The organism is Pseudomonas sp. NFX1 (assembly GCF_051123555.1).
In the GTDB taxonomy this organism is placed as follows: Bacteria; Pseudomonadota; Gammaproteobacteria; order Pseudomonadales; family Pseudomonadaceae; genus Aquipseudomonas; species Aquipseudomonas capeferrum.
The window spans coordinates 5,741,664-5,765,161 of sequence record NZ_CP169366.1 but is presented as its reverse complement, the minus strand read 5'-3'; the positions used below and the strand labels follow the sequence as shown (position 1 = coordinate 5,765,161).

The following is a 23,498-nucleotide window of genomic DNA, read 5'->3' as shown; positions in this document are numbered from 1 at the left end:
TCAGCGGGCGGTGAAGATCAGCACCGCATTGACCGGTACCGATGGGTTGATGGACTTGAGCCCGGCAAACTTGCGCAGGCTTTCCAGCCCCGGCATCAGGCCGAAATCCTCGGCGCGCAGTACCAGGGGCTCCAGGGTCACCACCTGGAAGCGTCGCTCGTCCAGCCGCGTGGCCAGCAGCAAGGCGTTGTAGCGGTGGGATTGGCCATGCACGGTAACGGTCAGCGGCAGGCGCAGTTCGATTTGCGCACCGCTGGCCAGGTCGTTGATCGGGCGCAGGTCCAGTTGCGCCTTCACCGTCGCCTCGGCAAAACGCTCGACATCGAACAGGCCGTCGCGCATGCGTTCGTCACGCAAGGGGATGCCGCTGCTCACCGAGTCCATCTCGATGCGCAGGCCGGCCGCGCCCTTGCGGTCTACCGTGCCATGCAGCACCAGGAAACGATGGACTTCGGCGGTATCACCGTTCTTGCCGGTGATGAACGACAGGCGCGATGACTCGCCATCGAGGTGCCAGTTGGCGTGGGCGGGCAGGCATAGAGCCAGCAACAAGGCGGGCATCAGGCGGGGCAACTTGAACATGACAGATCTCGTGAAACAAGACCGCAACCTTACCCGCCCGCCATCATGGCAGCAAGCGGCAGCCCACGCGTGCGCCCTGCCATGCGGCCTGGTTACGCCGGCCCAGGCCCTCGGCCGTGACCAGGCGCTGCGCGCTGTTTTCCGCCAGCTGGCCAAGGGGCAGCCATTGTTTCACGTACCCCCGGCAATACGCCGGGTCAAACTCCATGACGAAGCGGCATGAGCAGTACTCCTTGGCCGAGTAGGCCGGAAGAATGCCCGGGAAGTCCGCCAACGCCTGACGTGCCTGCCAACCGCTCCATCCCAACGACACGCCAAGCAGTGCCAACAGCACCAGCAGCACCCGCCTCATGCGCCCTCCCCGGCCAGCGCCGCCAGTACCCGTTCGAGCAGTTGCTCATGCTGGTAACTGTCGCCTCGGTCATCGGCATAGCGAACGATCACCAGCTTCTGCGTCGGCAACACGTACAGCGCCTGGCCCCAATGGCCGAGCGCGGCGTAGGTGTCAGCCGGCACATGCGGCCAGGGGCGAGCCCCGCCTGACGACGCGCTGTTGAGCCACCAGTGGCCGCCTGGGTTGGCCTCGCCGGGTACAGCCTCGGCCTGGGCAAACGGCGTGCGGTTGAACGCCACCCATGTCGCAGGCACCAGTTGGCGTTCGCGCCAGCGCCCGTCGCGCTGCATCAGCAGGCCGATGCGCGCCAGGTCACGGGCAGTGAGGTACAGGTACGAAGACCCGACATAGCTCCCCGCGCCATCGCGCTCCCACACCGCGCTGTTGATGCCCAGCGGCGTGAACAGCGCCTGCCACGGGTAGTCGGCATACTGCCCGGCATCGAGCATGCCGCGCAGGGCCGCTGCCAACAGGTTGCTGTCGCCGCTGGAGTAGAGAAAGCGCTGCCCCGGTAGCTGCGCCGCAGGCCGCGCTGCGGTATAGGCCGCCATGTCCTCACGACCACGGGTGTAGAGCATGGCCACCACCGAGGAGTGCAACGGTGCGTATTCGTAGTCTTCCTGCCAGGCCAGGCCGCTGGCCCAGTGCAGCAGGTCTCCCAGGCGCACCTCTGGGTGTGCCTGCATCGGGGGGTAGAAGCGGGCTACCGGGTCCTGCAGCTGGAAACGCCCTTCGCCTTGGGCCACGCCCAGTAGCGTGGCCAGCACGCTCTTGCTCACCGACCAGGTGAGGTGCGCGGTGCTGGCGGTGGTGGGCGCGGCGTAGCGTTCATGCAGGATGCGGCCGTCGCGGATGATCAGCAGGGCGTCGGTGCGCAGGCTGCCGTCAGCGGGGAAGGCATAGGCGTCGACGGCTTGCCAGTCGATGGGGGTGGGGTCGGTTTGCCAGTCGGGGGCCGGCCAGTCTTCGGCCCAGGCTGGGGCCACTGCCAGGCTGAGGGTTGCCAGTAGGGCTTTCAGGGTATCGAGCACTTGGGCCTCGGCGCCATGGGGCCGCTTTGCGGCCCCAGCATTCAATGGTTCACCGAGTCTGCCTGCCCTTCATGACAATCCCGCAGCCGCCCAGGCCTTGGCCAAACGCTTCTCCCGCGCCGCCGCCGCCAACGCCATCACCCCCTGATCACGCTGCCAGAGCTGCGCCCACTGCGCAGGCCCCGCCAGCAACGCCTCATCGATGTCGGCGCGTAGCGCCTGGAACTGGCCAAACAACCCCGCCAGCAGCAAATGGCAACCGACACTGTCGGCACACTGGCGGCTCCCCTCGGCACAGCCGGCCAGCACGCTCAGCAAACGCAGGCGCAACGCTTGTGGCCACGCACATTCCTGGCCGACGCCATACAGCCAGGCCGTCAACGCGGCGAGCACGTACAGGTCCTCCAGCGAGCGGAACGGTTTGACGTAGGCATCCCAGCCATCGCCTGCCAGCAACTCGCAAGCCGCCTGCTCCAGGTGCAGGCGGCCATGGCCGACTTCGGGCATCAGCGGCAAGGTCGGCAACGCTTCCAGCGTCACGCCCGGCTCACCCGGGTACACCACCGCCAGGTTCAGCCGCGGCGCCTCGCCTGGCGCTTCGCTGCGCGCGGCCACCAGCAGCCACTCCGCCTCAAGGCCGGCGGTGACGAAATCCTTGCTGCCGCCAAGGCGCAAACCGTCGAGGCGGGTGCGCATGTCTGCCGGCCGCACGCTGCGCCGTTCGGTCGCGCACAGTGCGCCGAGGCTGGCTGGCGCACTGGGCCAGAGCACCCGCAAGGCGGCCTGGTAGCCGACCAGAAACGCCAGGCCCGGCGTGGGCATGGCGCGCCCGCCAAGCACCGCCAGTTCGAACGGGGCTACCTGGCCAAGGCGCTCAAGCAGCGCGGCGTAGGTTTCACCCAGGGTGCCGGCCATGGGGAGGCGCAGCGGGTCGTTGAGTCGTTGTAGCCAAGCCATCGCAGGATGCTCCTTGCTGGGGCGTGTGGGAGGGTGTCACGCAAGCATCACCAAAGATTCACAGGGGTGACACCCCGTCTACCTAGGCTGACTTTGCACAACAAAGCCGACCGGCCGCAACCCTTCATGGCTGGCTTATGGAGACTCGTAATGACTCGGATCGCTCACGCTGGCGACACCAGCACTGCACGCCGTCTGCAAGCCGAACGCCTGGTCGGCGCCACGGCCCTGCAGGAAGCCCAGGCCCTGCGCTACAAAGTGTTCAGTGCAGAATTCAAGGCCAAGCTCAAAGGTGCCGAACACGGCCTGGACATGGACGACTACGACCCGCACTGCCGCCATATCGGTGTGCGCGACCTGAGCACCGGCGAGCTGGTAGCCACCACCCGGTTGCTCGACCACCAGGCGGCCAGCAGCCTGGGCCGTTTCTACAGCGAAGAAGAGTTCAGCCTGCACGGCCTGGTGCAGTTGCAAGGGCCGATCCTGGAGCTGGGGCGCACCTGCGTGGCCGCCGACTACCGTAACGGCGGCACCATCGCCGTGCTCTGGGGCGAGCTCGCCGAAGTGCTCAACGAAGGGCGCTACAGCTACCTGATGGGCTGCGCCAGCATCCCCATGCAGGACGGTGGCGTGCAGGCCCATGCGGTCATGCAGCGCCTGCGCGAGCGTTACCTATGCACCGAGCACCTGCGGGCCGAGCCGAAAAAACCCCTGCCAAGCCTGGCCCTGCCCAGCAACGTCATCGCCGAAATGCCACCGCTGCTCAAGGCCTATATGCGCCTGGGCGCGAAGATTTGCGGCGAGCCATGCTGGGACGAAGACTTCCAGGTTGCCGACGTGTTCATCCTGCTCAAGCGCGACGACCTCTGCCCGCGCTACGCCCGCCACTTCAAGGCGGCGGTCTGATGCCCAAGCTGCGGGTACTGGCCCGCCTGACACGGCTGTTTCTGGTCCTGCTGCTGGGCATGCTGATGGCCAGCGTGATCGCGCTTGGCGAACGCCTTGGCCTGGAGGCCTCCATCGAGCGCCGGCAACGTTGGAGCTGCCTGTTCATGAAGCGCCTGGTAGCCGCCTTGCCGTTCGAGGTGCGGGTAATCGGCCAACTGCCGCAGCGGCCGATGTTGTGGGTCAGCAACCACGTTTCCTGGGCCGACATCCCACTGCTCGGCATGCTGCAGCCGCTGTCATTCCTGTCCAAGGCCGAAGTCCGTCACTGGCCGGTGGCCGGCTGGCTTGCAGAGAAAGCCGGCACGCTGTTCATCCGCCGCGGCGGTGGCGACAGCCAGCGTCTGCGCGAGCAGATCAGCACGCAACTGGGCGAAGCCCGGCCACTGTTGATCTTCCCGGAGGGTACTACCACCAACGGCCATGGCCTGCGAACGTTCCACGGCCGGTTACTGGCAGGCGCCATCGACCAGGGCGTGGCAGTTCAACCCGTGGCGATCCAGTACTTGCGCGATGGCGTGATCGACCCGATTGCGCCTTTCATTGGCGATGATGACCTGGTGTCACACCTGCTGCGGCTGTTTGCCCAGCCGCGTGGCGAGGTGTGCATTCACCTGCTGCAACCGATTGCCAGCGCGCAGAAAGAGCGAGCGGTACTGGCCTTGCAGGCGCAGCAAGCCATTAATGGGGCGTTGTTCGGGGTTGAAGAGGCAGAGGGGGTGCCACGGCGGCAGGCGCGGGCTGCCTGATTGTCTTGGGCTGCCTGTATCCGCGAAGCGGCCGGGGCAGGCAGTACTTGACTAAGTGCCCGACACCCGCCCCACCGCCGCAAACGCCTGCAACTGTGGATAGAACTCACGAAAGTCCGCCAGCAACGGCTCATACAAGCGCTCTAGCTCCGGCATCACCCCGCTCATCCCCTCCGGCCGCGACAGCCGCCGTGCAATGCCGTTGAACACCTGCTCCAGCGTCGCAAAATCGCCATACGCCCCGAGCCAGTCATCCGCCGCCATGAACGGCGCAATGCGCGCCAGGCGCCCTGGCAACTCGGGTTCAGCCAGCAGCACCCGATAAAAATTGCCGGTGAACTGCGCCAACGGCTGCTCGGCATAGTCCGCCCAATGCTGCGCCAGGCAGTGGTCGAAAAACACATCGAGGACAATGCCGGCAAAGCGCCGCCGCTGTGCGGGGAAGCGTGCCAACGCAGCCAATACCACGGGATGGCGGTCGGTATAGCTGTCGATGTGCCGGTGCAGGCGGATCGCCGCTTCCAGCGTTGGTGGAAAGCGCCCTTCCAGCGAGCCCTTGACGAAATCGCCATACAGGCTGCCGAGCAATTGCTGCGGCGCAGGGCCGCCCAGGTGCAGGTGTGCGAGGTAGTTCATGGCGCAAGTCTAGCACCGCCCACGCCTATATCGTCATCACACGATATAGCGATTGGTGCTCAGCTCAGAACCTCTTCATATTTGTATATCGCGAAATACCGATTTACATTTCGCCCTACCGCGATTTACCGCTTCACCACGAGCCCACCCCATGCCCCTCGATCTGGACGAAATAATAAAAGCCCTGGCCCACCCGGTACGGCGACAAATCCTCGACTGGCTGAAGGACCCGGCAACGCAGTTTCCTGACCAGCACCACAGCACCGAACACGGCGTCTGTGCCGGGCAGATCGACCAACGCTGCGGCCTGTCGCAGTCGACCGTCTCTGCGCACCTGGCCATCTTGCAGCGCGCCGGCCTGATCAACAGCCAGAAGATCGGCCAATGGCACTTCTTCAAACGCAATGAGGAGACCCTTCAGGCCTTCCTCGCACAGTTGAGCCGAACGCTCTGAAAAGGAAACCGCATGACTACGCTCTTCGACCCGATCACGCTGGGTGACCTGCAACTGCCCAACCGCATCATCATGGCCCCGCTGACCCGCTGCCGCGCCGATGAAGGCCGGGTGCCCAACGCACTGATGGCCGAATACTACGTGCAGCGCGCCAGCGCCGGGCTGATCCTCAGCGAGGCGACTTCGGTCACAGCAATGGGTGTCGGCTACCCCGATACCCCAGGCATCTGGAACGATGAACAGGTGCGCGGCTGGAACAACGTCACCAAGGCTGTGCACGGTGCCGGCGGGCGCATCTTCCTGCAACTGTGGCATGTCGGCCGCATTTCCCACCCCAGCTACCTGAACGGCGAGCTGCCCGTGGCACCCAGCGCAATCAAGCCCAAGGGCCATGTCAGCCTGGTGCGTCCGCTCACCGACTACCCCACCCCCCGCGCACTGGAAACCGAAGAGATTGTCGACATTGTCGAGGCATACCGCAGCGGCGCCGAAAATGCCAAGGCCGCCGGTTTCGATGGGGTCGAGGTGCATGGCGCCAATGGCTACCTGCTCGACCAGTTCCTGCAAAGCAGCACCAACCAGCGCACCGACCGCTACGGTGGTTCGCTGGAAAACCGCGCACGGTTGCTGCTTGAGGTGACCGACGCCGCCATTGAAGTGTGGGGGGCAAACCGCGTGGGCGTGCACCTGGCGCCGCGTGCCGACTCACACGACATGGGCGACGCCGACCGGGCCGAGACCTTCACCTACGTCGCCGGTGAACTGGGCAAGCGCGGCATCGCCTTCATCTGCTCGCGGGAGAAAGACGCCGACGACAGCATCGGCCCACTGATCAAGCAAGCGTTCGGCGGCCCGTACATCGTCAATGAGCGTTTTGACAAGGCCAGTGCCAATGCCGCGTTGGCCAGCGGCAAGGCCGACGCCGTGGCGTTCGGCGTGCCGTTCATCGCCAACCCGGACCTGCCGGCGCGCCTGGCGGCAGATGCCCCCTTGAACCCGGCACACCCGGAAACGTTCTACGGCAAGGGGCCGGTGGGCTATATCGATTACCCGCGCCTGTAAGCGGATCGGCCGCCGGGGCGCGTTGCCCCGGCGGTAAGGCTCAAGGCCGCGCGTTGATCTGCTGTTGCAGGTTCTGGACCTGGCTTTGCAACGTGTTCAGGCTGCGGGTCATCTGCCCGCGGAACGCATCGAACTCCTGCACCGAAGCACCGCTCGGCGACGCCGCAGCAGCCGGGCGATTGTCGATCTGGCTCTTCAACACCAGCATGTCCTGCTCCAGGTTCTGGATCGCCGCACTCGGGTTGCCCTGCTTCTTCAGCGCAGCCACATCGCTGCCCAGGCTCTTGAGCTGAGTATCCAGCTTGCCGCCATCCACCTGCGCTGCTTTCAAGGCAGCCACATCCGTGGTCAACGTCTTGAACTGGGCATCCAGCTTGCCGCCATCGACCTGGCTGGACTTCAGCGCAGCCAGTTCGCCATTCACCAGCTTCAACTGCGCCTGCAACTGGGTCTGCAGCTCAGTCACGGCTTTTTGCTGTTCACGGGTATCGGCCAGCACCTGCTCCAGGCGCTTGCCCAGGTCACCGGTCTGCCCGGCCACCCCTTGCTGCAACTGACGGATCTGCAGTTTCAAGGCCTCGCTGCCGGTCGTGACCGTCGATTCGCTGGCCGCCACCTTGCCGCTGATGGCCTGCAGCCGCCCGGCCGCCTCTTCGCTGATGCGGGCAAAGCTTTCCTGGGTCGCGACCAGTTGCTGCTCCATCAGCGATATCTGCTGAAAGCTCCACCAGCCCAACCCCACCAAGGCGATGAACGACGCCCCCAACAGCGCCCACAAAGGCGCGGTGCTGGCCCCACGCTCGGCTTTCTGGCGATTGCGCACCACGTGCGCTGGCATCAGTTCGTCATCGTCGGGGGTGCCGGCCCTCAGGGTAGGCACATCATCGTAATCGTCGTGAGCATGGTTACGCATGGATACATTCAACCGCAGTAGTCGCAAAGAGGCACGAGTATAAACCGCAAGCGCGGCACGTTGATGACCATCATCAGCCTCAGCCGAACTTCAGGCCTTCGGGCTGGTGCTTCCACCAGGCGCAGAACTCGTCCAGTGCCGTCCACAGGCTGACCTTGGGCTGGTAGTCCAGGTATTGCCGGGCGCGGCTGATGTCCAGGGTGAAATCACGGCTCATCACCTGCATGCCCAGGCGCGACAAGGTCGGCTGCGGGCGCCCCGGCCACAGCATGCAGGCCGCCTCGTTCAACGCGGCCAGGCTGTAGGCCAGGCCATAGGAGCGGTAACGGGTAACCTGCGGCAGTTGCATCTGGCGCATCACGTAATTGACCACATCCCACAGTGGCAACGGCTGCCCATTGCTGATGTTGTAGGCCTGGCCCAGCGCGCGGTCGTCGGCGAACAAGGCGCTGAGCAATGCTTCGTTGAGGTTGTGCACGCTGGTGAAATCGACCTTGTTCAGGCCATTGCCGATGATTGCCACACGGCCCTTGCGCTGCATCTGCATCAGCCGAGGGAAGATGCTGGCATCACCGGCACCGGTGACAAAGCGCGGGCGCAGCGCCAGCACCTCCAGGCCAAACTCCTGGGCACCGAACACCTTCTGCTCGGCCAGGTGCTTGGTCAGTGCGTAGTGATCATGAAAGCGCCGCGGCACCTGGTCTTCACGGATGTCCAGGCGCGAGCGGCCATTGAAGTAGATCGACGGCGACGACAGGTGCACCAGGCGCCGCACATGCTCCTTCAGGCAACCTTCGACCACGTTTTCGGTGACCACCACGTTGCCCTGGTGAAAGTCCTGGAAGCGCCCCCAGTTACCCACCGCACCCGCGCAGTGCACCACCGCTTCGACGCCCTGGCACAGGCGCCGGGCCAGTTCGGCATCACCCAGGTCGCCAGGGATGAACTGCGCCCCGCGCTTGACCAGGTGCTCGACACCTTCGGCACGTCGGCCGCTGACCCGCACGTCCAGGCCCTGCTCCAGGGCCAGGCGCGCAAAGCGCCCGCCGATGAAGCCGCTCGCGCCAGTGACCAGAATTCGCATGTAAGACTCCGCCTTGCCAGATTTCAGATGCAACTGACGCCAGCCGTGGCTACAACGGCACCAGCCATTGCCGTGCCGTGTACCGCAGGTGATCGGTCAGTTGCGCGAGCAATTGCCCGCCATTGCGCCAATGATGCCAGTACAGCGGCACATCGATGGGAGTATCGGCGCATATTTCCACCAATTGCCCGCTGGACAGTTGTTCGCGTGCCTGCAACTCAGGCACCAGCCCCCAGCCAAGCCCCGCTTCGGTCATGCGCAGAAAACCTTCGGACGACGGGCACAGGTGATGCAGGAAACCGCCTTCGATACCCAGCGATGCCAGGTAGCGGTGTTGCAGAAAGTCGTCCGGGCCATACACGATCGCCGGCGTGCGGGCCAGGCGCCTGCCCTCGAAACCCTGTGGGAAGTGCCGCGCCATGAACACCGGGCTGGCCAGCGCGCGATAACGCATCGCGCCCAAAGGCAGGCTGCGCGCGCCGGCCACCGGCCGTTCGCTGCCACACAGGCAGGCGGCCACTTCGCCCGCCCGCATGCGTTTAAGGCCGACTTCCTGGTCTTCCACCACCAGGTCGGTGAGCAGGTTGTGCTCAGCGCAAAACGCGCCTACCGCGCCTGCCCACCAGGTGGCCAGGCTGTCGGCGTTCAGGGCAATGCGCAAACGCTCGGGCATGCCCTCCTCGTCCAGCGCCGGCACCTGACGTTGCAAGTCGCGTTCGAGCAGGCGCACCTGCTGCACATGGTTGAGCAACTGGCGCCCGACCTCGGTCGGGCTCGGTGGCGTGGCACGCACCAGCACCGGTTGGCCGACCCGTGCTTCAAGCAGCTTGATGCGCTGGGAAATGGCCGATTGCGACAGCCCCAGCACCTGCGCCGCGCGCTCGAAGCCGCCTTGCTCGATCACCGCCGCAAGGGCGGCCAGCAGCTTGTAGTCGAACATCGATTTCTCTAATGCCTGATCAGCTTTATTTGTTTTTCTTATACAGCGGCTTTATCCACAATGGCCAGCATCTTCTTTCGTTGAACAACGCCCGTGTCCCGTGGCGTCAGTGGAGTATCCCGCCATGTGGCAAAGTTATTTGAACGGCATGCTGGTGGCCTTCGGCCTGATCATGGCCATTGGCGCGCAAAACGCCTTCGTCCTCGCCCAGAGCCTGCGCCGCGAGCATCACTTGCCAGTGGCTGCCCTGTGCATTGTCTGCGACGCCCTGCTGGTGGCTGCCGGGGTATTCGGCCTGGCCACGGTACTGGCGCACAACCCGACACTGCTGGCCATCGCTCGCTGGGGCGGCGCGCTGTTTTTGTTGTGGTATGGCGCCAAAGCCTTGCGCAGCGCCTGTTCCAAGCAGAGCCTGCAGCATCAGCAAGGCCAGGGCGTGCGTTCGCGCCGCGCGGTGCTGCTCAGTGCCCTGGCGGTGACCTTGCTCAATCCCCATGTGTACCTCGACACGGTGCTGTTGATCGGTTCGCTCGGTGCCCAGCAGACGGTGCCTGGGGCCTATGTGGCGGGGGCGGCCAGTGCGTCGTTGCTGTGGTTCTCGACCCTGGCGATCGGCGCGGCCTGGCTGGCACCGTGGCTGGCACGGCCAGCGACCTGGCGGATGCTCGACTTGATGGTGGCGGTGATGATGTTCGCGGTGGCGGCGCAGTTGATCTTTAGTTGAGTTTTGGGGGGCTTGTCACAGCAGGTTTGTCGCTTGTGAGATCGTGCGCCGCCCGCGCGGCGCATCGCGACGCAAGGCCGCTCCTACATTTGTTTCGGGCCAATTATTCCTGAGGCATTGGCGCGCGGCCCCGTGGTGCTCGTCTCAATATCGCGTCGGACAAACAAGGCGGTCGCGCGCAAATGCCACAGGCCTCACTGGCCCGAAACAAATGTAGGAGCAAGCTGGCTCGCGATGCGCCGCGCGGGCGGCGCTCGTTCTCACAGGCGATGCGAGGGCTGCGGCGAACACCATTGGTCGGCAGCGCCCAACCGCTCTGGAACCTCTATTCCCTATGTTTGTTGCGTGGTTATGCGCCGGGCCCGGTGCTATGATCCAGCCCTTGCGTCGCAAAGAGTACAAACTCGCCGACGCTTATCGGGCCGCCCGTGATCGGCCTTGCGCAAACCGCAAATAGACCTGAATCAGGAGATCCACCATGGCTTTTGAATTGCCGCCGCTGCCGTACGCCCACGATGCCCTGCAGCCGCACATCTCCAAGGAAACCCTGGAGTATCACCACGACAAACACCACAACACCTATGTCGTGAACCTGAACAACCTGGTCCCAGGCACCGAATTCGAAGGCAAGACCCTGGAAGAGATCGTCAAGACCTCTTCGGGTGGCATCTTCAACAACGCCGCTCAAGTCTGGAACCACACCTTCTACTGGAACTGCCTGGCACCTAATGCCGGTGGTCAACCGACCGGTGCCCTGGCCGAAGCCATCAACACCGCCTTCGGTTCCTTCGACAAGTTCAAGGAAGAGTTCACCAAGACTTCGGTTGGCACCTTCGGTTCCGGCTGGGGCTGGCTGGTGAAGAAAGCTGACGGTTCCCTGGCCCTGGCCAGCACCATCGGCGCCGGCAACCCGCTGACCAACGGCGACACCCCGCTGCTGACCTGCGACGTCTGGGAACACGCCTACTACATCGACTACCGCAACGTACGTCCGAAGTACGTCGAGGCGTTCTGGAACCTGGTCAACTGGGCATTCGTTGCCGAACAGTTCGAAGGCAACACCTTCAAGGCCTGATGCTTATTCAGCCTTGAACGAAGAACCCGGCCCTGGTGCCGGGTTTTTTTATGCGCAGGTCATGGCCTCTTGCTCAGCCAGGATTGCGCGCTAACATCAAACCTCTGGAAAGTTGATACAGCGCACTCAAGTTGCAGGGCCAGGCGACCGATATACTGCCAAGGACAACCCCGCTCCTCGCGCTGTGTCCGTGGCACACCGGCCGATAGTGTATTGGTTTCATTGATGGCAAAATGATGCCATGCGCATGGATTAAGGAAACCCCATTGAAGCTGGAATTGCGGAACAGCTTGTCGGTCAAGTTGCTCAGGGTCGTGCTGCTGTCGGCGCTCGCAGTGGGCGTCGTGCTCAGTTGTGCGCAAATTGTCTATGACACCTACAAGACCCGCCAGGCTGTCAACAACGATGCCCAGCGCATCCTCGACATGTTCCGCGACCCTTCGACCCAGGCGGTGTACAGCCTTGACCGGGAGATGGGCATGCAGGTCATGGAAGGCCTGTTCCAGGACGAATCGGTACGCATGGCGTCCATCGGCCACCCCAACGAAACCATGCTGGCAGAAAAGTCCCGCCCGCTGCAGGACATGTCGATGCGCTGGCTGACCGACCTGATTCTCGGCCAGGAACGCACCTACACCACCCAACTGGTCGGCCGCGGCCCGTACAGCGAATACTACGGCGACCTGAGCATCACCCTCGACACCTCGTCCTATGGCGAAGACTTCCTGATCAATGCAGTGATCATCTTCATCTCCGGCGTGCTGCGTGCCCTGGCCATGGGCCTGGTGCTGTACCTGGTCTACCACTGGCTATTGACCAAGCCGCTGTCGAAGATCATCGAGCACCTGACCCAGATCAACCCCGACCGCCCCAGCCAACACCAGATTCCCCTGCTCAAGGGCCACGAGAAAAACGAACTGGGGCTCTGGGTCAACACCGCCAACCAGTTGCTGGCTTCCATCGAGCGCAATACCCACCTGCGCCATGAAGCCGAGAACAGCCTGCAACGCATGGCGCAGTACGACTTCCTGACCGGCCTGCCCAATCGCCAGCAACTGCAGCAGCAACTGGACAAAATCCTCGTCGATGGCGGGCGCCTGCAGCATCGCGTGGCGGTGCTGTGCGTGGGCCTGGACGACTTCAAGGGCATCAACGAGCAGTTCAGCTACCAGGTCGGTGACCAGTTGCTGCTGGCCCTGGCCGACCGCCTGCGGGCCCACAGTGGCCGCTTGGGGGCGCTGGCGCGGCTGGGGGGCGACCAGTTCGCCCTGGTCCAGGCCAATATCGAGCAGCCTTATGAAGCGGCCGAGCTGGCCCAGAGCATCCTCGACGACCTGGAAGTGCCGTTCGACCTCGACCACCATCAGATCCGCCTGCGCGCCACCATCGGCATCACCCTGTTCCCCGAAGACGGCGACAGCACCGAGAAGCTGCTGCAGAAAGCCGAACAGACCATGACCCTGGCCAAGGCCCGCTCGCGCAACCGCTACCAGTTCTACATCGCCAGCGTCGACAGCGAGATGCGCCGCCGCCGCGAGCTGGAAAAAGACCTGCGCGAAGCGCTGCCGCGCAATCAGCTGTACCTGGTGTACCAGCCGCAGATCAGCTACCGCGACCACCGTGTGGTCGGCGTCGAGGCCCTGCTGCGCTGGCAGCACCCGGAGCTGGGCATGGTCCCGCCCGACCAGTTCATCCCGCTGGCCGAGCAGAACGGCAACATCATCACCATCGGCGAATGGGTGCTCGACCAGGCGTGCCGGCAGCTGCGCGAATGGCACGACCTGGGCTTCAGCGACCTGCGCATGGCGGTCAACCTGTCGACCGTGCAACTGCACCACAGCGAGCTGCCGCGGGTGGTCAACAACCTGCTGCAAGCCTATCGCCTGCCACCGCGCAGCCTGGAGCTGGAAGTCACCGAGACCGGCCTGATGGAAGACATCAGCACGGCCGCCCAGCACCTGCTCAGCCTGCGCCGCTCCGGGGCGCTGATCGCCATCGACGACTTCGGCACCGGCTACTCCTCGCTCAGCTACCTGAAGTCGTTGCCGCTGGACAAGATCAAGATCGACAAGAGCTTCGTCCAGGACCTGCTCGACGACGATGACGACGCCACCATCGTCCGTGCCATCATCCAGCTGGGCAAGAGCCTGGGCATGCAGGTAATCGCCGAAGGCGTGGAAACCGCCGAGCAGGAGACCTACATCATCGCCCAGGGTTGCCACGAGGGTCAGGGCTACCACTACAGCAAGCCCCTGTCGGCCCGCGAGCTGACCAACTTCCTCAAGCAGGCCCAGCGCAACCAGGTCTCGATGTTCTAGCCGCTGGCGCCCCCGGTTACAGGCCGTGACCGGCATTTACATGAATTGCGCGTTCGCCCCTTTACAGCAAATGCAAATCTTTCGCATGATGTTGCGGTTTCGCGTGCCACGCCGCACGGTCCAACCACACGACGCAGGGAAACCAATAATGATTCGAATGCCTCTGGCCTCCGCCAGTCTGCTGGCCATCGCCATCGCTCTCGCCGGTTGCGGCGAAAAAGATGACAAGGCTGCCGCTCCGCAAGCTCAGGCACCTGCTGCCGCCAGCACCCCCGCTGCGGCGCCTGGGGCTGTCGATGAAGTGGCTGGCAAGGCGGTGGTCAAGCACTACGCCGAACTGGTCTACGCCGTGTACAGCGACTCGCTGAGCACCGCCAAGACCCTGCAGACCGCTGTCGACGCGTTCCTTGCCCAGCCCAACGACGAAACCCTGAAGGCCGCCAAGGAAGCCTGGTTCGCCTCGCGTGTGCCGTACCTGCAGAGCGAAGCCTTCCGCTTCGGCAACACCATCATCGATGACTGGGAAGGCCAGGTTAACGCATGGCCGCTGGACGAAGGCCTGATCGACTACGTCGACAAGAGCTACGAGCACGCCCTGGGCAACCCGGCCGCCAGCGCCAACATCATCGCCAACACCGAGATCCAGGTCGGCGAAGAGAAGGTCGACGTCAAGGACATCACCCCAGAGAAGCTGGCCAGCCTGAACGAGCTGGGCGGCTCCGAAGCCAACGTCGCCACCGGCTACCACGCCATCGAATTCCTGCTCTGGGGCCAGGACCTGAACGGCACCGGCCCGGGCGCCGGCAACCGCCCAGCCTCCGACTACCTGGAAGGCAACGGCGCCACCGGCGGCCACAACGACCGCCGTCGTGCCTACCTGAAAGCGGTCACCGACCTGCTGGTCAAGGACCTCGAAGAGATGGTCGGCAACTGGGCACCGAACGTCGCCGACAACTACCGCGCCAAGCTGGAAGCCGAGTCGGTCAACGACGGCCTGCGCAAGATGCTGTTCGGCATGGGCAGCCTGTCGCTGGGCGAACTGGCGGGCGAGCGCATGAAAGTCTCGCTGGAAGCCAACTCGCCTGAAGACGAGCACGACTGCTTCAGTGACAACACCCACTACTCGCACTTCTACGACGCCAAGGGCATCCGCAACGTCTACCTGGGCGAGTACACCCGCCCGGATGGCAGCAAGGTGACCGGCCCGAGCCTGTCGTCGCTGGTGGCCAAGGTTGACCCGGCCACCGACGCCACCCTGAAGGCCGACCTGGAAGCCACCGAAGCGAAGATCCAGGTGATCGTCGACCACGCCCTGAAGGGCGAGCACTACGACCAGCTGATCGCCGCCGACAATGCGGCCGGCAACCAGATCGTGCGTGATGCCATCGCTTCCCTGGTCAAGCAGACCGGTGCGATCGAGCAAGCCGCAGGCAAGCTGGGCATTACCAACCTGAACCCGGACACGGCCGATCACGAATTCTGATCCCTGCTGTAGCGGTTCTGAAGAAGGCGGCCCTCGGGTCGCCTTTTTTGTTTTGTCCTGCCTGACACTGATTTCATCCAGCAATTGCAAATTGCTCTTATTCAAACATCCCCACTTTGCTAAGCTTGCACGCCGGTTTTTCGCTCACGCCCAGGGTTCTAGATGTCCTCGTCGCTGTTCCGACTCTCTCCTCTGCTGCTGGCCTTTGCCCTCGCTGCCTGTGATGACGCCCCGCGTTTCACCCAGGCCGAGCCCGGCGAAGCGCTGTCGGGTGGCAAGGCGACGGTCCAGCGCAGTGATCGCAATGCCTACTCCCTGCCTTCGGCCAACCTCTCGCCCGAGCGGCGCCTGGACTTCGCCGTCGGCAACAGCTTCTTTCGCAACCCGTGGGTGATCGCCCCGTCCACCACCACCGCGCGCGATGGGCTCGGCCCGCTGTTCAACACCAATGCCTGCCAGAACTGCCACGTACGCGATGGCCGTGGCCACCCGCCAGCGCTCGATGACAGCAACGCGGTGTCGATGCTGGTGCGCCTGTCGATCCCCGACCAGCCTTACCTGGCCAAGGTGATCGAACGCCTGGGCGTGGTCCCCGAGCCGGTATACGGCACCCAGCTGCAGGACATGGCCATCCCCGGGGTGGCGCCGGAGGGCAAGGTGCGGGTGACCTACGCCAACCAGGCTGTCACCTTCAAGGACGGCCATCAGCTCGAGCTGCGCCGCCCAAGCCTGCAGATCACCCAGCTTGGCTACGGCGCGATGCACCCCGACACCCGTTTCTCGGCCCGCGTGGCGCCGCCGATGATCGGCCTTGGCCTGCTCGAAGCCATCCCCGAAGCCGATATCCTGGCCAACGAAGACCCGGACGACCGCAACCGCGATGGTATCCGTGGCCGTGCCAACCGGGTCTGGGACGACGCCGAGGGCAAAACCGTGGTTGGCCGCTTCGGCTGGAAAGCCGGGCAACCCAACGTCAACCAGCAGAACGTCCATGCGTTTGCCGGCGACATGGGCCTGACCACCACCCTGCAACCCAAGGACGACTGCACCGCGGCGCAAGTCGACTGCCTGGCCGCCCCCAATGGCGATGGCAACGGTGGCGAAAAGGAAGTCAGCGACAACATCCTGCGCCTGGTGACCTTCTACACCCGCAACCTGGCAGTGCCTGCCCGTCGTGACGTGGGTTCGCCGCAGGTGCTGGCGGGCAAGAACCTGTTCTTCCAGGCCGGTTGCCAAGGCTGCCATACCCCGCAATTCACCACCGCCGCAAACGCCGCAGAGCCTGAGCTGGCCGGCCAGGTGATCCGCCCCTACAGTGACCTGCTGTTGCATGACATGGGGCCGGGCCTGGCCGATGAACGCACCGAATTCGCCGCTAATGGCCAGGACTGGCGCACCCCGCCGCTGTGGGGCATAGGCCTGAGCGAAACGGTCAGTGGCCACAGCCAGTTCCTGCACGACGGCCGCGCCCGCAACCTGCTCGAAGCTGTGCTCTGGCACGGTGGCGAAGCGCAAGCGGCGCGCAACTTCGTACTCACCTTCAATGCCGAGCAGCGCGCCGCGTTGCTGGCTTTCCTGAATTCACTTTAAACGCGCAAGGAGCCGGGCATGTTCCGACCTAAACTGTTGTTCACCAGCCTCGCCGCACTCGCCCTCGGCGCCTGCTCGCCGCAGGACCCGCAAGCGGTGACCTCCGCCGCCATCGCCAAGCAGGTGATCCTGCCCACCTACAGCCGCTGGGTCGAAGCCGACCGCCAGTTGGCCGTCAGCGCCTTGGCCTATTGCGAAGGCAAGGCCAGCCTGGACACCGCCCGCGCCGACTTCCTTACTGCGCAAAAGGCCTGGGCCGAGCTGCAACCCTTGCTGGTCGGCCCACTGGCCGAAGGCAACCGTCCTTGGCAGGTGCAGTTCTGGCCCGACAAGAAGAACCTGGTCGGCCGCCAGGTCGAGCAACTGGTCAACGCCGACAAGCCCGTCGATGCCGCTACCTTGGGCAAGGCCAGCGTCGTGGTGCGCGGCCTGTCGGCCTACGAGTACATCCTCTTCGACAGCAAGCCGGATGTTGCCACGCCTGAACAGAAGGCCCGCTACTGCCCATTGCTGGTGGCCATCGCCGACCACCAGAAGGCCCTGGCCGAAGAGATCCTCAAGGGCTGGAACAGCACCGACGGCATGCTCTCGCAGATGACCAAGTTCCCCAACCAGCGCTACGCCGACTCCCACGAGGCCATCGCCGATCTGCTGCGCGCACAGGTCACCGCCCTGGATACCCTGAAGAAAAAGCTCGGCGCCCCCATGGGCCGGCAGAGCAAGGGCATCGTCCAGCCGCTGCAGGCCGAAGCCTGGCGCAGCCATTCTTCGCTCAAGAGCCTGGAGGCCAGCCTGAAGGCTGCCCAGGCGGTCTGGGTCGGGGTCGACAACCAGGGCTTGCGCGGCCTGCTGGGCAGCGACCAGAAGGCCTTGGCGGGCAAGATCGACGAGGCTTACGCTACGTCCATCAAACTGCTGGCCGACAACCAGAAGACCCTCGGCGAGCTGCTGGCCGATGACGCCGGCAAGCAGACCCTCAACCAGATCTACGACAGCCTCAACGTCGTCCACCGCCTGCACGAAGGCGAGCTGGCCAAGGCGTTGAACATCCAGCTGGGCTTCAATGCCAACGACGGTGACTGATCATGCTGCGACGCCAGGCCCTCAAACTCGGTAGTGTATTGCTCAGCGCCCTGACCCTGGGCGGCTGGAGCCTGTTGCGCAACAAAGGCGGCGAACCTCTGCTGCTCTCGGCGCGTGACGATGGCGATGGCAAGCATTACGCCGTCGGGTTTCGCCTGGACGGCACCCAGGTGTTCAGCACCCAGGTTGCCCAGCGTTGCCACGCCATCATCAACCACCCCGAGCTGCCGATCGCCCTGTTCGTCGCCCGCCGCCCGGGTACCGAAAGCTACCTGGTCGACCTGCGCGACGGGCGTCTGCTGCAAACCGTGACCTCGCAGCCCAACCGCCACTTCTACGGCCACGCGGTCATCCACAAGGATGGCGAGTGGCTGTACACCACCGAGAACGATACCCGCGACCCTGGGCGCGGCGTGCTGGGCGTCTACCGTTTCGAGGGCGAACGCCTGGTGCACAGCGGCGAGCTCTCGACCCACGGTATCGGCCCGCATGAAGTGGCCTGGCTACCAGACGGCGAAACACTGGTGGTGGCCAACGGCGGCATCCGCACCGAGGCCGAAAGCCGCGTGGAGATGAACCTCGACGCCATGCAACCGAGCCTGGTGCTGATGCAGCGCGACGGCACCCTGCTGAGCAAGGAAACCCTCGCCCAGCAGATGAACAGCGTGCGTCACCTGGCTATTGGCGACGACGGCACCATCGCCGCCTGCCAGCAGTTCATGGGCGACGCCGATGAGACGGCCGAGCTGCTGGCCATCAAGCGCCCGGGCGAGCCGTTCAAGGCCTTCCCGGTGCCGGAGCGGCAGTTGCAGGCCATGGCCCAGTACACCGCCAGCGTTGCCATCCACAGCGACTTGCGGCTGGTGGCGCTGACGGCGCCGCGGGCCAACCGCTTGTTCGTCTGGGACCTGGACAGTGGCGCGGTGAAGCTGGATGCACCAATGCCCGATTGCGCTGGGGTAGGTGCGGTGAAAGATGGCTTTGTCGTGACTTCCGGGCAGGGGCGTTGCCGCTTTTACGATTGCCGCAAGGCCGAGCTGATCGGGCAACCGATGCAGCTGCCTTCCGGATTCTGGGACAACCACTTGCACCTGGCCTGATCTTCTCGGCTGCCAATACTGGCCTCTTCGCGAGGCCAGCACACACAAAGCAATTCCCCATCCTGCCAAAAACAGTCAATACTTGCCCCATCCACACGTGGGCAGGGTCGCCCGTTGTCGTGTCAAAACGAATAACAACCACGTATCCAAGGAACCGGACCTATGCTGCGCCGCCGCATGCTCATCATGTTGGCCGTCGTTCTGCTGATCGTGTTGGCCTTGGGGGGCTACAAGGCCTACTCGATCTACCAGCAGATCCAGGTGTTCACTGCCCCCAAACCGCCCATCACCGTGGCAGCGGCGCTGGCCGAAGAACGCCAGTGGCAAGAGCGCCTGCCCGCCGTCGGCAGCCTCAAGGCATTGCAAGGCGTCGAGCTGAGCCTTGAAGTCGAAGGCATCGTCAAAAGCCTGCACTTCGACTCCGGCCAGAAGGTCAAGGCCGGGCAACTGCTGCTGCAACTCAACGACGACCAGGAAACCGCCCTGCTCGGCACCGCCCAGGCCGACCTGGGCCTGGCCAAGGTCGATTTCGGCCGGGGCAGCCAGCTGGTGGTCGACTCGGCCATTTCCCGTGGCGAGTACGATCGCCTCACCGCCCAGTACCGGCGCAATCAGGCAGTGGTCGATCAGCTCAAGGCCTCGAAGACCAAGAAAAGCATCAGTGCCCCCTTCAGCGGCACCATCGGCATCCGCCAGGTCGATGTCGGCGACTACCTGGCAGCCGGCACCGTGATCGCCACCCTGCAAGACCTGTCCAGCCTCTACGTCGACTTCAACGTGCCCGAACAGGCCCTGCCGCACCTGAGCCTGGGCCAGCAGGTGTTGCTGCAGGTGGCGGCCTACCCCGGCCAGACCTTCCCCGCCAGCCTCAGCGCCATCAACCCCAAGGTCGAGGAAACCACCCGCAACCTGCTGGCCCGCGCCACCCTGGCCAACCCCGACGGCAAGCTGCTGCCGGGCATGTTTGCCAACTTGCTGATCCTGTTGCCCGACCCGCAGCCGCGCGTGGTGGTACCGGAAAGCGCCATCACCTACACCCTGTATGGCAACTCGGTGTATGTCGCCACACCCAAGCAGGGCGAGGACGGCACCCCAGAGAAAACCGACGATGGCCAACCCCGGCTCAGCGCCGAGCAACGCACCGTGCAGACCGGCGAGCGCCGCGACGGCGTGGTGGTGGTCAGCAAGGGCCTGAAGGCTGGTGAGCAGGTGGTCACCGCCGGGCAGCTGAAACTGACCCCGGGCGCGGCGATCCGCATTGGCCAGGACAAGGCGGTCACGCCTGATCACGGCACCCCGCACAACGACTGACAGGAGGCAGGCATGGCGTTCACCGACCCGTTCATCCGCCGCCCGGTCCTGGCCAGCGTCGTCAGCCTGCTGATCTTGCTGCTGGGCTTTCAGGCCTGGAGCAAACTGCAGATCCGCCAGTACCCGCAAATGGAGAACGCCCTGATCACGGTGACCACCGCCTACCCGGGTGCCAACGCCGAAACCATCCAGGGCTATATCACCCAGCCCCTGCAGCAAAGCCTGGCCAGCGCCGAAGGCATCGACTACATGACCTCGGTGAGCCGGCAGAACTTCTCGATCATCTCCATCTATGCGCGCATTGGCGCCGACAGTGACCGTTTGTTCACCGAACTGCTGGCCAAGGCCAACGAGGTGCGCAACAAGCTGCCGCAAGATTCCGAAGACCCGGTGCTGAGCAAGGAGGCCGCCGATGCCTCGGCGCTGATGTACATCAGCTTCTACAGCAAGGAAATGAGCAACCCGCAGATCACCGACTACCTGTCACGGGTGATCCAGCCCAAGCTTGCCACCCTGCCGGGCATGGCCGAGGCCGAAATTCTCGGCAACCAGGTGTTCGCCATGCGCATCTGGATCGACCCGGTGAAGCTGGCCGGCTTCGGCCTCTCGGCAACCGACGTGACCAGCGCCGTGCGCCGCTACAACTTCCTCTCCGCTGCCGGCGAGGTGAAGGGCGAGTACGTGGTCACCAGCATCAATGCCAGCACCGAACTCAAGTCTGCCGAGGCGTTCGCCGCCCTGCCGGTTAAGACCAGTGGCGACAGCCGGGTGTTGCTGGGCGATGTGGCGCGGGTCGAGATGGGCGCAGAAAACTACGACACGGTCAGCTCGTTCGACGGCATCCCTTCGGTGTACATCGGCATCAAGGCAACACCGGCCGCCAACCCGCTGGAAGTGATCAAGGAAGTCCGGCGCATCATGCCGGAGCTTGAGAGCCAACTGCCCTCGGCGCTGAAGGTGTCGATTGCCTACGACGCCACGCTGTTCATCCAGGCCTCCATCGACGAGGTGATCAAGACCCTCGGCGAAGCGGTGCTGATTGTCATCGTCGTGGTGTTCCTGTTCCTCGGTGCCCTGCGCTCGGTGCTGATCCCGGTGGTGACCATCCCGTTGTCGATGATCGGCGTGCTGTTCTTCATGCAGATGATGGGCTACTCGCTCAACCTGTTGACCCTGTTGGCGATGGTGCTGGCGATCGGCCTGGTGGTGGACGACGCCATCGTCGTGGTGGAAAACATCCACCGGCACATGGAAGAAGGTAAATCGCCGTTCGATGCGGCGCTCGAAGGTGCCCGGGAAATCGCCATGCCGGTGGTCTCGATGACCATCACCCTGGCGGCGGTGTATGCCCCTATCGGCTTTTTGACCGGGCTTACAGGAGCGCTGTTCAAGGAGTTCGCGCTGACCCTGGCCGGTGCGGTGATCATCTCCGGCATCGTCGCGTTGACCCTTTCACCCATGATGTGCGCGCTGCTGCTGCGCCCGGAACAGAACGCCACAGGCCTTGCCCATCGCCTCGACCGGCTGTTCGAGCGCCTCAAGGTGCGCTACCAGCGCCTGCTGCACGCCACCCTGAACAGCCGGCCGGTGGTGCTGGTGTTCGCGGTCATCATCCTGTGCCTGATCCCGGTACTGCTCAAGTTCACCCAGAACGAGCTGGCGCCCAACGAGGATCAAGGGGTGATCTTCATGATCAGCAGCTCGCCGCAACCGGCCAACCTCGACTACCTCAATGCCTACACCGACCAGTTCACGCCACTGTTCAAAGCCTTCCCCGAGTACTACTCGTCGTTTCAGATCAACGGCTTCAACGGTGTGCAGAGCGGCATCGGCGGCTTCCTGCTCAAGCCGTGGAACGAGCGCGAACGTACGCAGATGGAGCTGCTGCCGCTGGTGCAGGCCAAGCTTGAGGAAATCGGCGGCCTGCAGATCTTCGGCTTCAACCTGCCATCGCTGCCCGGCACCGGTGAGGGCCTGCCGTTCCAGTTTGTGATCAACACCGCCGGGGATTATCCGGCGCTGCTGGAGGTAGCTCAGCGCATCAAGACCCGCGCCCAAGCGTCAGGCAAGTTCGCCTTCCTCGACATCGACCTGGCCTTCGACAAACCTGAGGTGGTGGTCGATATCGACCGTGCCAAAGCGGCGCAGATGGGGGTTTCGATGGACACCCTGGGCGGCACGCTGGCGACCTTGCTGGGCGAGGCGGAAATCAACCGTTTCACCCTGGAGGGCCGCAGCTACAAGGTGATTGCCCAGGTCGAGCGGCCGTACCGCGACAACCCCGGCTGGCTGAACAACTACTACGTGAAGAACGACCAGGGCCAGTTGCTGCCCCTGTCGACCCTGATTACCCTCAGCGACCGCGCCCGCCCGCGCCAGCTCAACCAGTTTCAGCAGTTGAACTCGGCGATCATCCAGGGCGTGCCCATGGTCAGCCTGGGCGAGGCCCTGCAGACCGTGCAGGCCATCGCCCGCGAAGAGGCCCCGGAAGGTTTCGCCTTCGACTATGCCGGGGTGGCACGCCAATACGTCCAGGAAGGCAGCGCCCTGTGGGTGACCTTCGGCCTGGCGCTGGCGATCATCTTCCTGGTGCTGGCCGCGCAATTCGAGAGCTTCCGTGACCCCTTGGTGATTCTGGTGACGGTGCCGTTGTCGATCTGCGGTGCGCTGCTGCCGCTGTTCCTGGGCATCTCCAGCATGAACATCTACACCCAAGTGGGGCTGGTGACCCTGATCGGGCTGATCAGCAAGCACGGCATTCTGATCGTCGAGTTCGCCAACCAGTTGCGCGAAGAAAAAGGCTTGAGCGTGCGCGAGGCGATCGAGGAAGCGGCAGCCATTCGCCTGCGCCCGGTGCTGATGACCACTGCGGCAATGGTGTTCGGCATGGTGCCGTTGATCCTGGCGACCGGTGCGGGGGCGGTGAGCAGGTTCGATATCGGGACGGTGATTGCAACCGGGATGTCGATCGGGACGCTGTTTACCTTGTTTGTGCTGCCTTGTATCTACACCTTGCTGGCGCACAAGACGCAGGCCAGGGAAACATCGATCGCCTGAAACGGCCCAC

The 23,498-nt window shown here is 64.2% G+C and carries 21 protein-coding genes; 13 read left to right on the top strand and 8 right to left on the bottom strand.

The window, feature by feature from the left end; all coding sequences use genetic code 11:
• The 4 genes from DJ563_RS25985 to DJ563_RS25970 form a co-directional block, all read right to left on the bottom strand.
• Positions 1 to 582 (bottom strand): YceI family protein, encoded by a 582-nt coding sequence (locus tag DJ563_RS25985; RefSeq protein WP_434518561.1) that lies wholly within the window; start codon positions 580 to 582, stop codon positions 1 to 3.
• 43 nt (positions 583 to 625) lie between these two features.
• Positions 626 to 934 carry an amidase gene (locus DJ563_RS25980; protein ID WP_434518560.1) on the bottom strand — a complete coding sequence of 103 codons (309 nt, stop codon included), beginning with the start codon at positions 932 to 934 and terminating at the stop codon, positions 626 to 628.
• Positions 931 to 1,995 (bottom strand): serine hydrolase domain-containing protein, encoded by a 1,065-nt coding sequence (locus DJ563_RS25975; protein WP_434519752.1) that lies wholly within the window; start codon positions 1,993 to 1,995, stop codon positions 931 to 933. Before DJ563_RS25975 ends, DJ563_RS25980 begins: the two co-directional genes overlap by 4 nt.
• 81 nt (positions 1,996 to 2,076) lie before the next feature.
• Complete coding sequence (locus tag DJ563_RS25970; RefSeq protein WP_434518559.1) at positions 2,077 to 2,964, bottom strand: acyl-CoA dehydrogenase; 888 nt, start codon at positions 2,962 to 2,964, stop codon at positions 2,077 to 2,079.
• Positions 2,965 to 3,114: 150 nt separating this feature from the next.
• Here DJ563_RS25970 and olsB point away from each other — a divergent pair, with 150 nt between their 5' ends.
• Together olsB and DJ563_RS25960 are read left to right on the top strand one after the other, a co-directional pair.
• Entirely contained in the window at positions 3,115 to 3,870 is a 756-nt protein-coding gene (gene olsB / locus DJ563_RS25965; protein WP_274099960.1) for an L-ornithine N(alpha)-acyltransferase, read from the top strand.
• Complete coding sequence (locus DJ563_RS25960) at positions 3,870 to 4,658, top strand: lysophospholipid acyltransferase family protein (protein WP_274099961.1); 789 nt, start codon at positions 3,870 to 3,872, stop codon at positions 4,656 to 4,658. Before olsB ends, DJ563_RS25960 begins: the two co-directional genes overlap by 1 nt.
• A 51-nt stretch (positions 4,659 to 4,709) precedes the next feature.
• Here DJ563_RS25960 and DJ563_RS25955 read toward each other — a convergent pair whose 3' ends face one another.
• Positions 4,710 to 5,294, bottom strand: coding sequence for an ACP phosphodiesterase (locus tag DJ563_RS25955; protein ID WP_274099962.1), 585 nt, complete (start codon positions 5,292 to 5,294; stop codon positions 4,710 to 4,712).
• Positions 5,295 to 5,445: 151 nt separating this feature from the next.
• Between DJ563_RS25955 and DJ563_RS25950 the strand changes: the two genes are divergently transcribed.
• Both DJ563_RS25950 and DJ563_RS25945 read left to right on the top strand, forming a co-directional pair.
• Entirely contained in the window at positions 5,446 to 5,748 is a 303-nt protein-coding gene (locus DJ563_RS25950; RefSeq protein ID WP_434518558.1) for an ArsR/SmtB family transcription factor, read from the top strand.
• Positions 5,749 to 5,760: 12 nt separating this feature from the next.
• Positions 5,761 to 6,810 carry an alkene reductase gene (locus tag DJ563_RS25945; RefSeq protein ID WP_274099964.1) on the top strand — a complete coding sequence of 350 codons (1,050 nt, stop codon included), beginning with the start codon at positions 5,761 to 5,763 and terminating at the stop codon, positions 6,808 to 6,810.
• A 40-nt stretch (positions 6,811 to 6,850) separates the two neighbouring features.
• On the opposite strand, the gene DJ563_RS25940 is transcribed toward DJ563_RS25945, so the two are convergent.
• The 3 genes from DJ563_RS25940 to DJ563_RS25930 form a co-directional block, all read right to left on the bottom strand.
• Positions 6,851 to 7,723: an ATPase gene (locus tag DJ563_RS25940; protein ID WP_274099965.1), complete on the bottom strand. Its 873-nt coding sequence runs from the start codon at positions 7,721 to 7,723 to the stop codon at positions 6,851 to 6,853.
• Positions 7,724 to 7,802: 79 nt separating this feature from the next.
• On the bottom strand, positions 7,803 to 8,807 hold the full coding sequence (locus tag DJ563_RS25935; RefSeq protein WP_033702793.1) for an NAD-dependent epimerase/dehydratase family protein: 1,005 nt from the start codon (positions 8,805 to 8,807) through the stop codon (positions 7,803 to 7,805).
• A gap of 49 nt (positions 8,808 to 8,856) precedes the next feature.
• Positions 8,857 to 9,747 (bottom strand): LysR family transcriptional regulator ArgP, encoded by an 891-nt coding sequence (locus tag DJ563_RS25930; RefSeq protein WP_274099966.1) that lies wholly within the window; start codon positions 9,745 to 9,747, stop codon positions 8,857 to 8,859.
• Between the two features lie 124 nt (positions 9,748 to 9,871).
• On the opposite strand from DJ563_RS25930, the gene DJ563_RS25925 reads away from it, so the two are divergent.
• The 9 genes from DJ563_RS25925 to DJ563_RS25885 all read left to right on the top strand — a co-directional run bounded on the left by DJ563_RS25925 (position 9,872) and on the right by DJ563_RS25885 (position 23,488).
• On the top strand, positions 9,872 to 10,471 hold the full coding sequence (locus DJ563_RS25925; RefSeq protein WP_047582705.1) for a LysE/ArgO family amino acid transporter: 600 nt from the start codon (positions 9,872 to 9,874) through the stop codon (positions 10,469 to 10,471).
• A gap of 478 nt (positions 10,472 to 10,949) precedes the next feature.
• The gene (locus DJ563_RS25920) at positions 10,950 to 11,546 is read left to right on the top strand and encodes a superoxide dismutase (RefSeq protein WP_033702796.1); all 597 of its coding nucleotides are present in this window, start codon (positions 10,950 to 10,952) and stop codon (positions 11,544 to 11,546) included.
• Positions 11,547 to 11,812: 266 nt separating this feature from the next.
• Entirely contained in the window at positions 11,813 to 13,864 is a 2,052-nt protein-coding gene (locus tag DJ563_RS25915) for a putative bifunctional diguanylate cyclase/phosphodiesterase (RefSeq protein WP_274100077.1), read from the top strand.
• A gap of 148 nt (positions 13,865 to 14,012) precedes the next feature.
• Entirely contained in the window at positions 14,013 to 15,347 is a 1,335-nt protein-coding gene (locus DJ563_RS25910) for an imelysin family protein (RefSeq protein ID WP_274100078.1), read from the top strand.
• A gap of 162 nt (positions 15,348 to 15,509) precedes the next feature.
• Complete coding sequence (locus DJ563_RS25905) at positions 15,510 to 16,937, top strand: di-heme oxidoredictase family protein (RefSeq protein WP_274100079.1); 1,428 nt, start codon at positions 15,510 to 15,512, stop codon at positions 16,935 to 16,937.
• A gap of 18 nt (positions 16,938 to 16,955) precedes the next feature.
• Positions 16,956 to 18,020 (top strand): imelysin family protein, encoded by a 1,065-nt coding sequence (locus tag DJ563_RS25900; protein WP_095064201.1) that lies wholly within the window; start codon positions 16,956 to 16,958, stop codon positions 18,018 to 18,020.
• A gap of 2 nt (positions 18,021 to 18,022) precedes the next feature.
• Entirely contained in the window at positions 18,023 to 19,120 is a 1,098-nt protein-coding gene (locus DJ563_RS25895) for a DUF1513 domain-containing protein (protein WP_033702801.1), read from the top strand.
• 162 nt (positions 19,121 to 19,282) lie between these two features.
• Entirely contained in the window at positions 19,283 to 20,431 is a 1,149-nt protein-coding gene (locus DJ563_RS25890) for an efflux RND transporter periplasmic adaptor subunit (protein WP_434518557.1), read from the top strand.
• 12 nt (positions 20,432 to 20,443) lie between these two features.
• Positions 20,444 to 23,488 carry a multidrug efflux RND transporter permease subunit gene (locus DJ563_RS25885; RefSeq protein WP_434518556.1) on the top strand — a complete coding sequence of 1,015 codons (3,045 nt, stop codon included), beginning with the start codon at positions 20,444 to 20,446 and terminating at the stop codon, positions 23,486 to 23,488.
• Positions 23,489 to 23,498 lie beyond the last annotated feature (10 nt).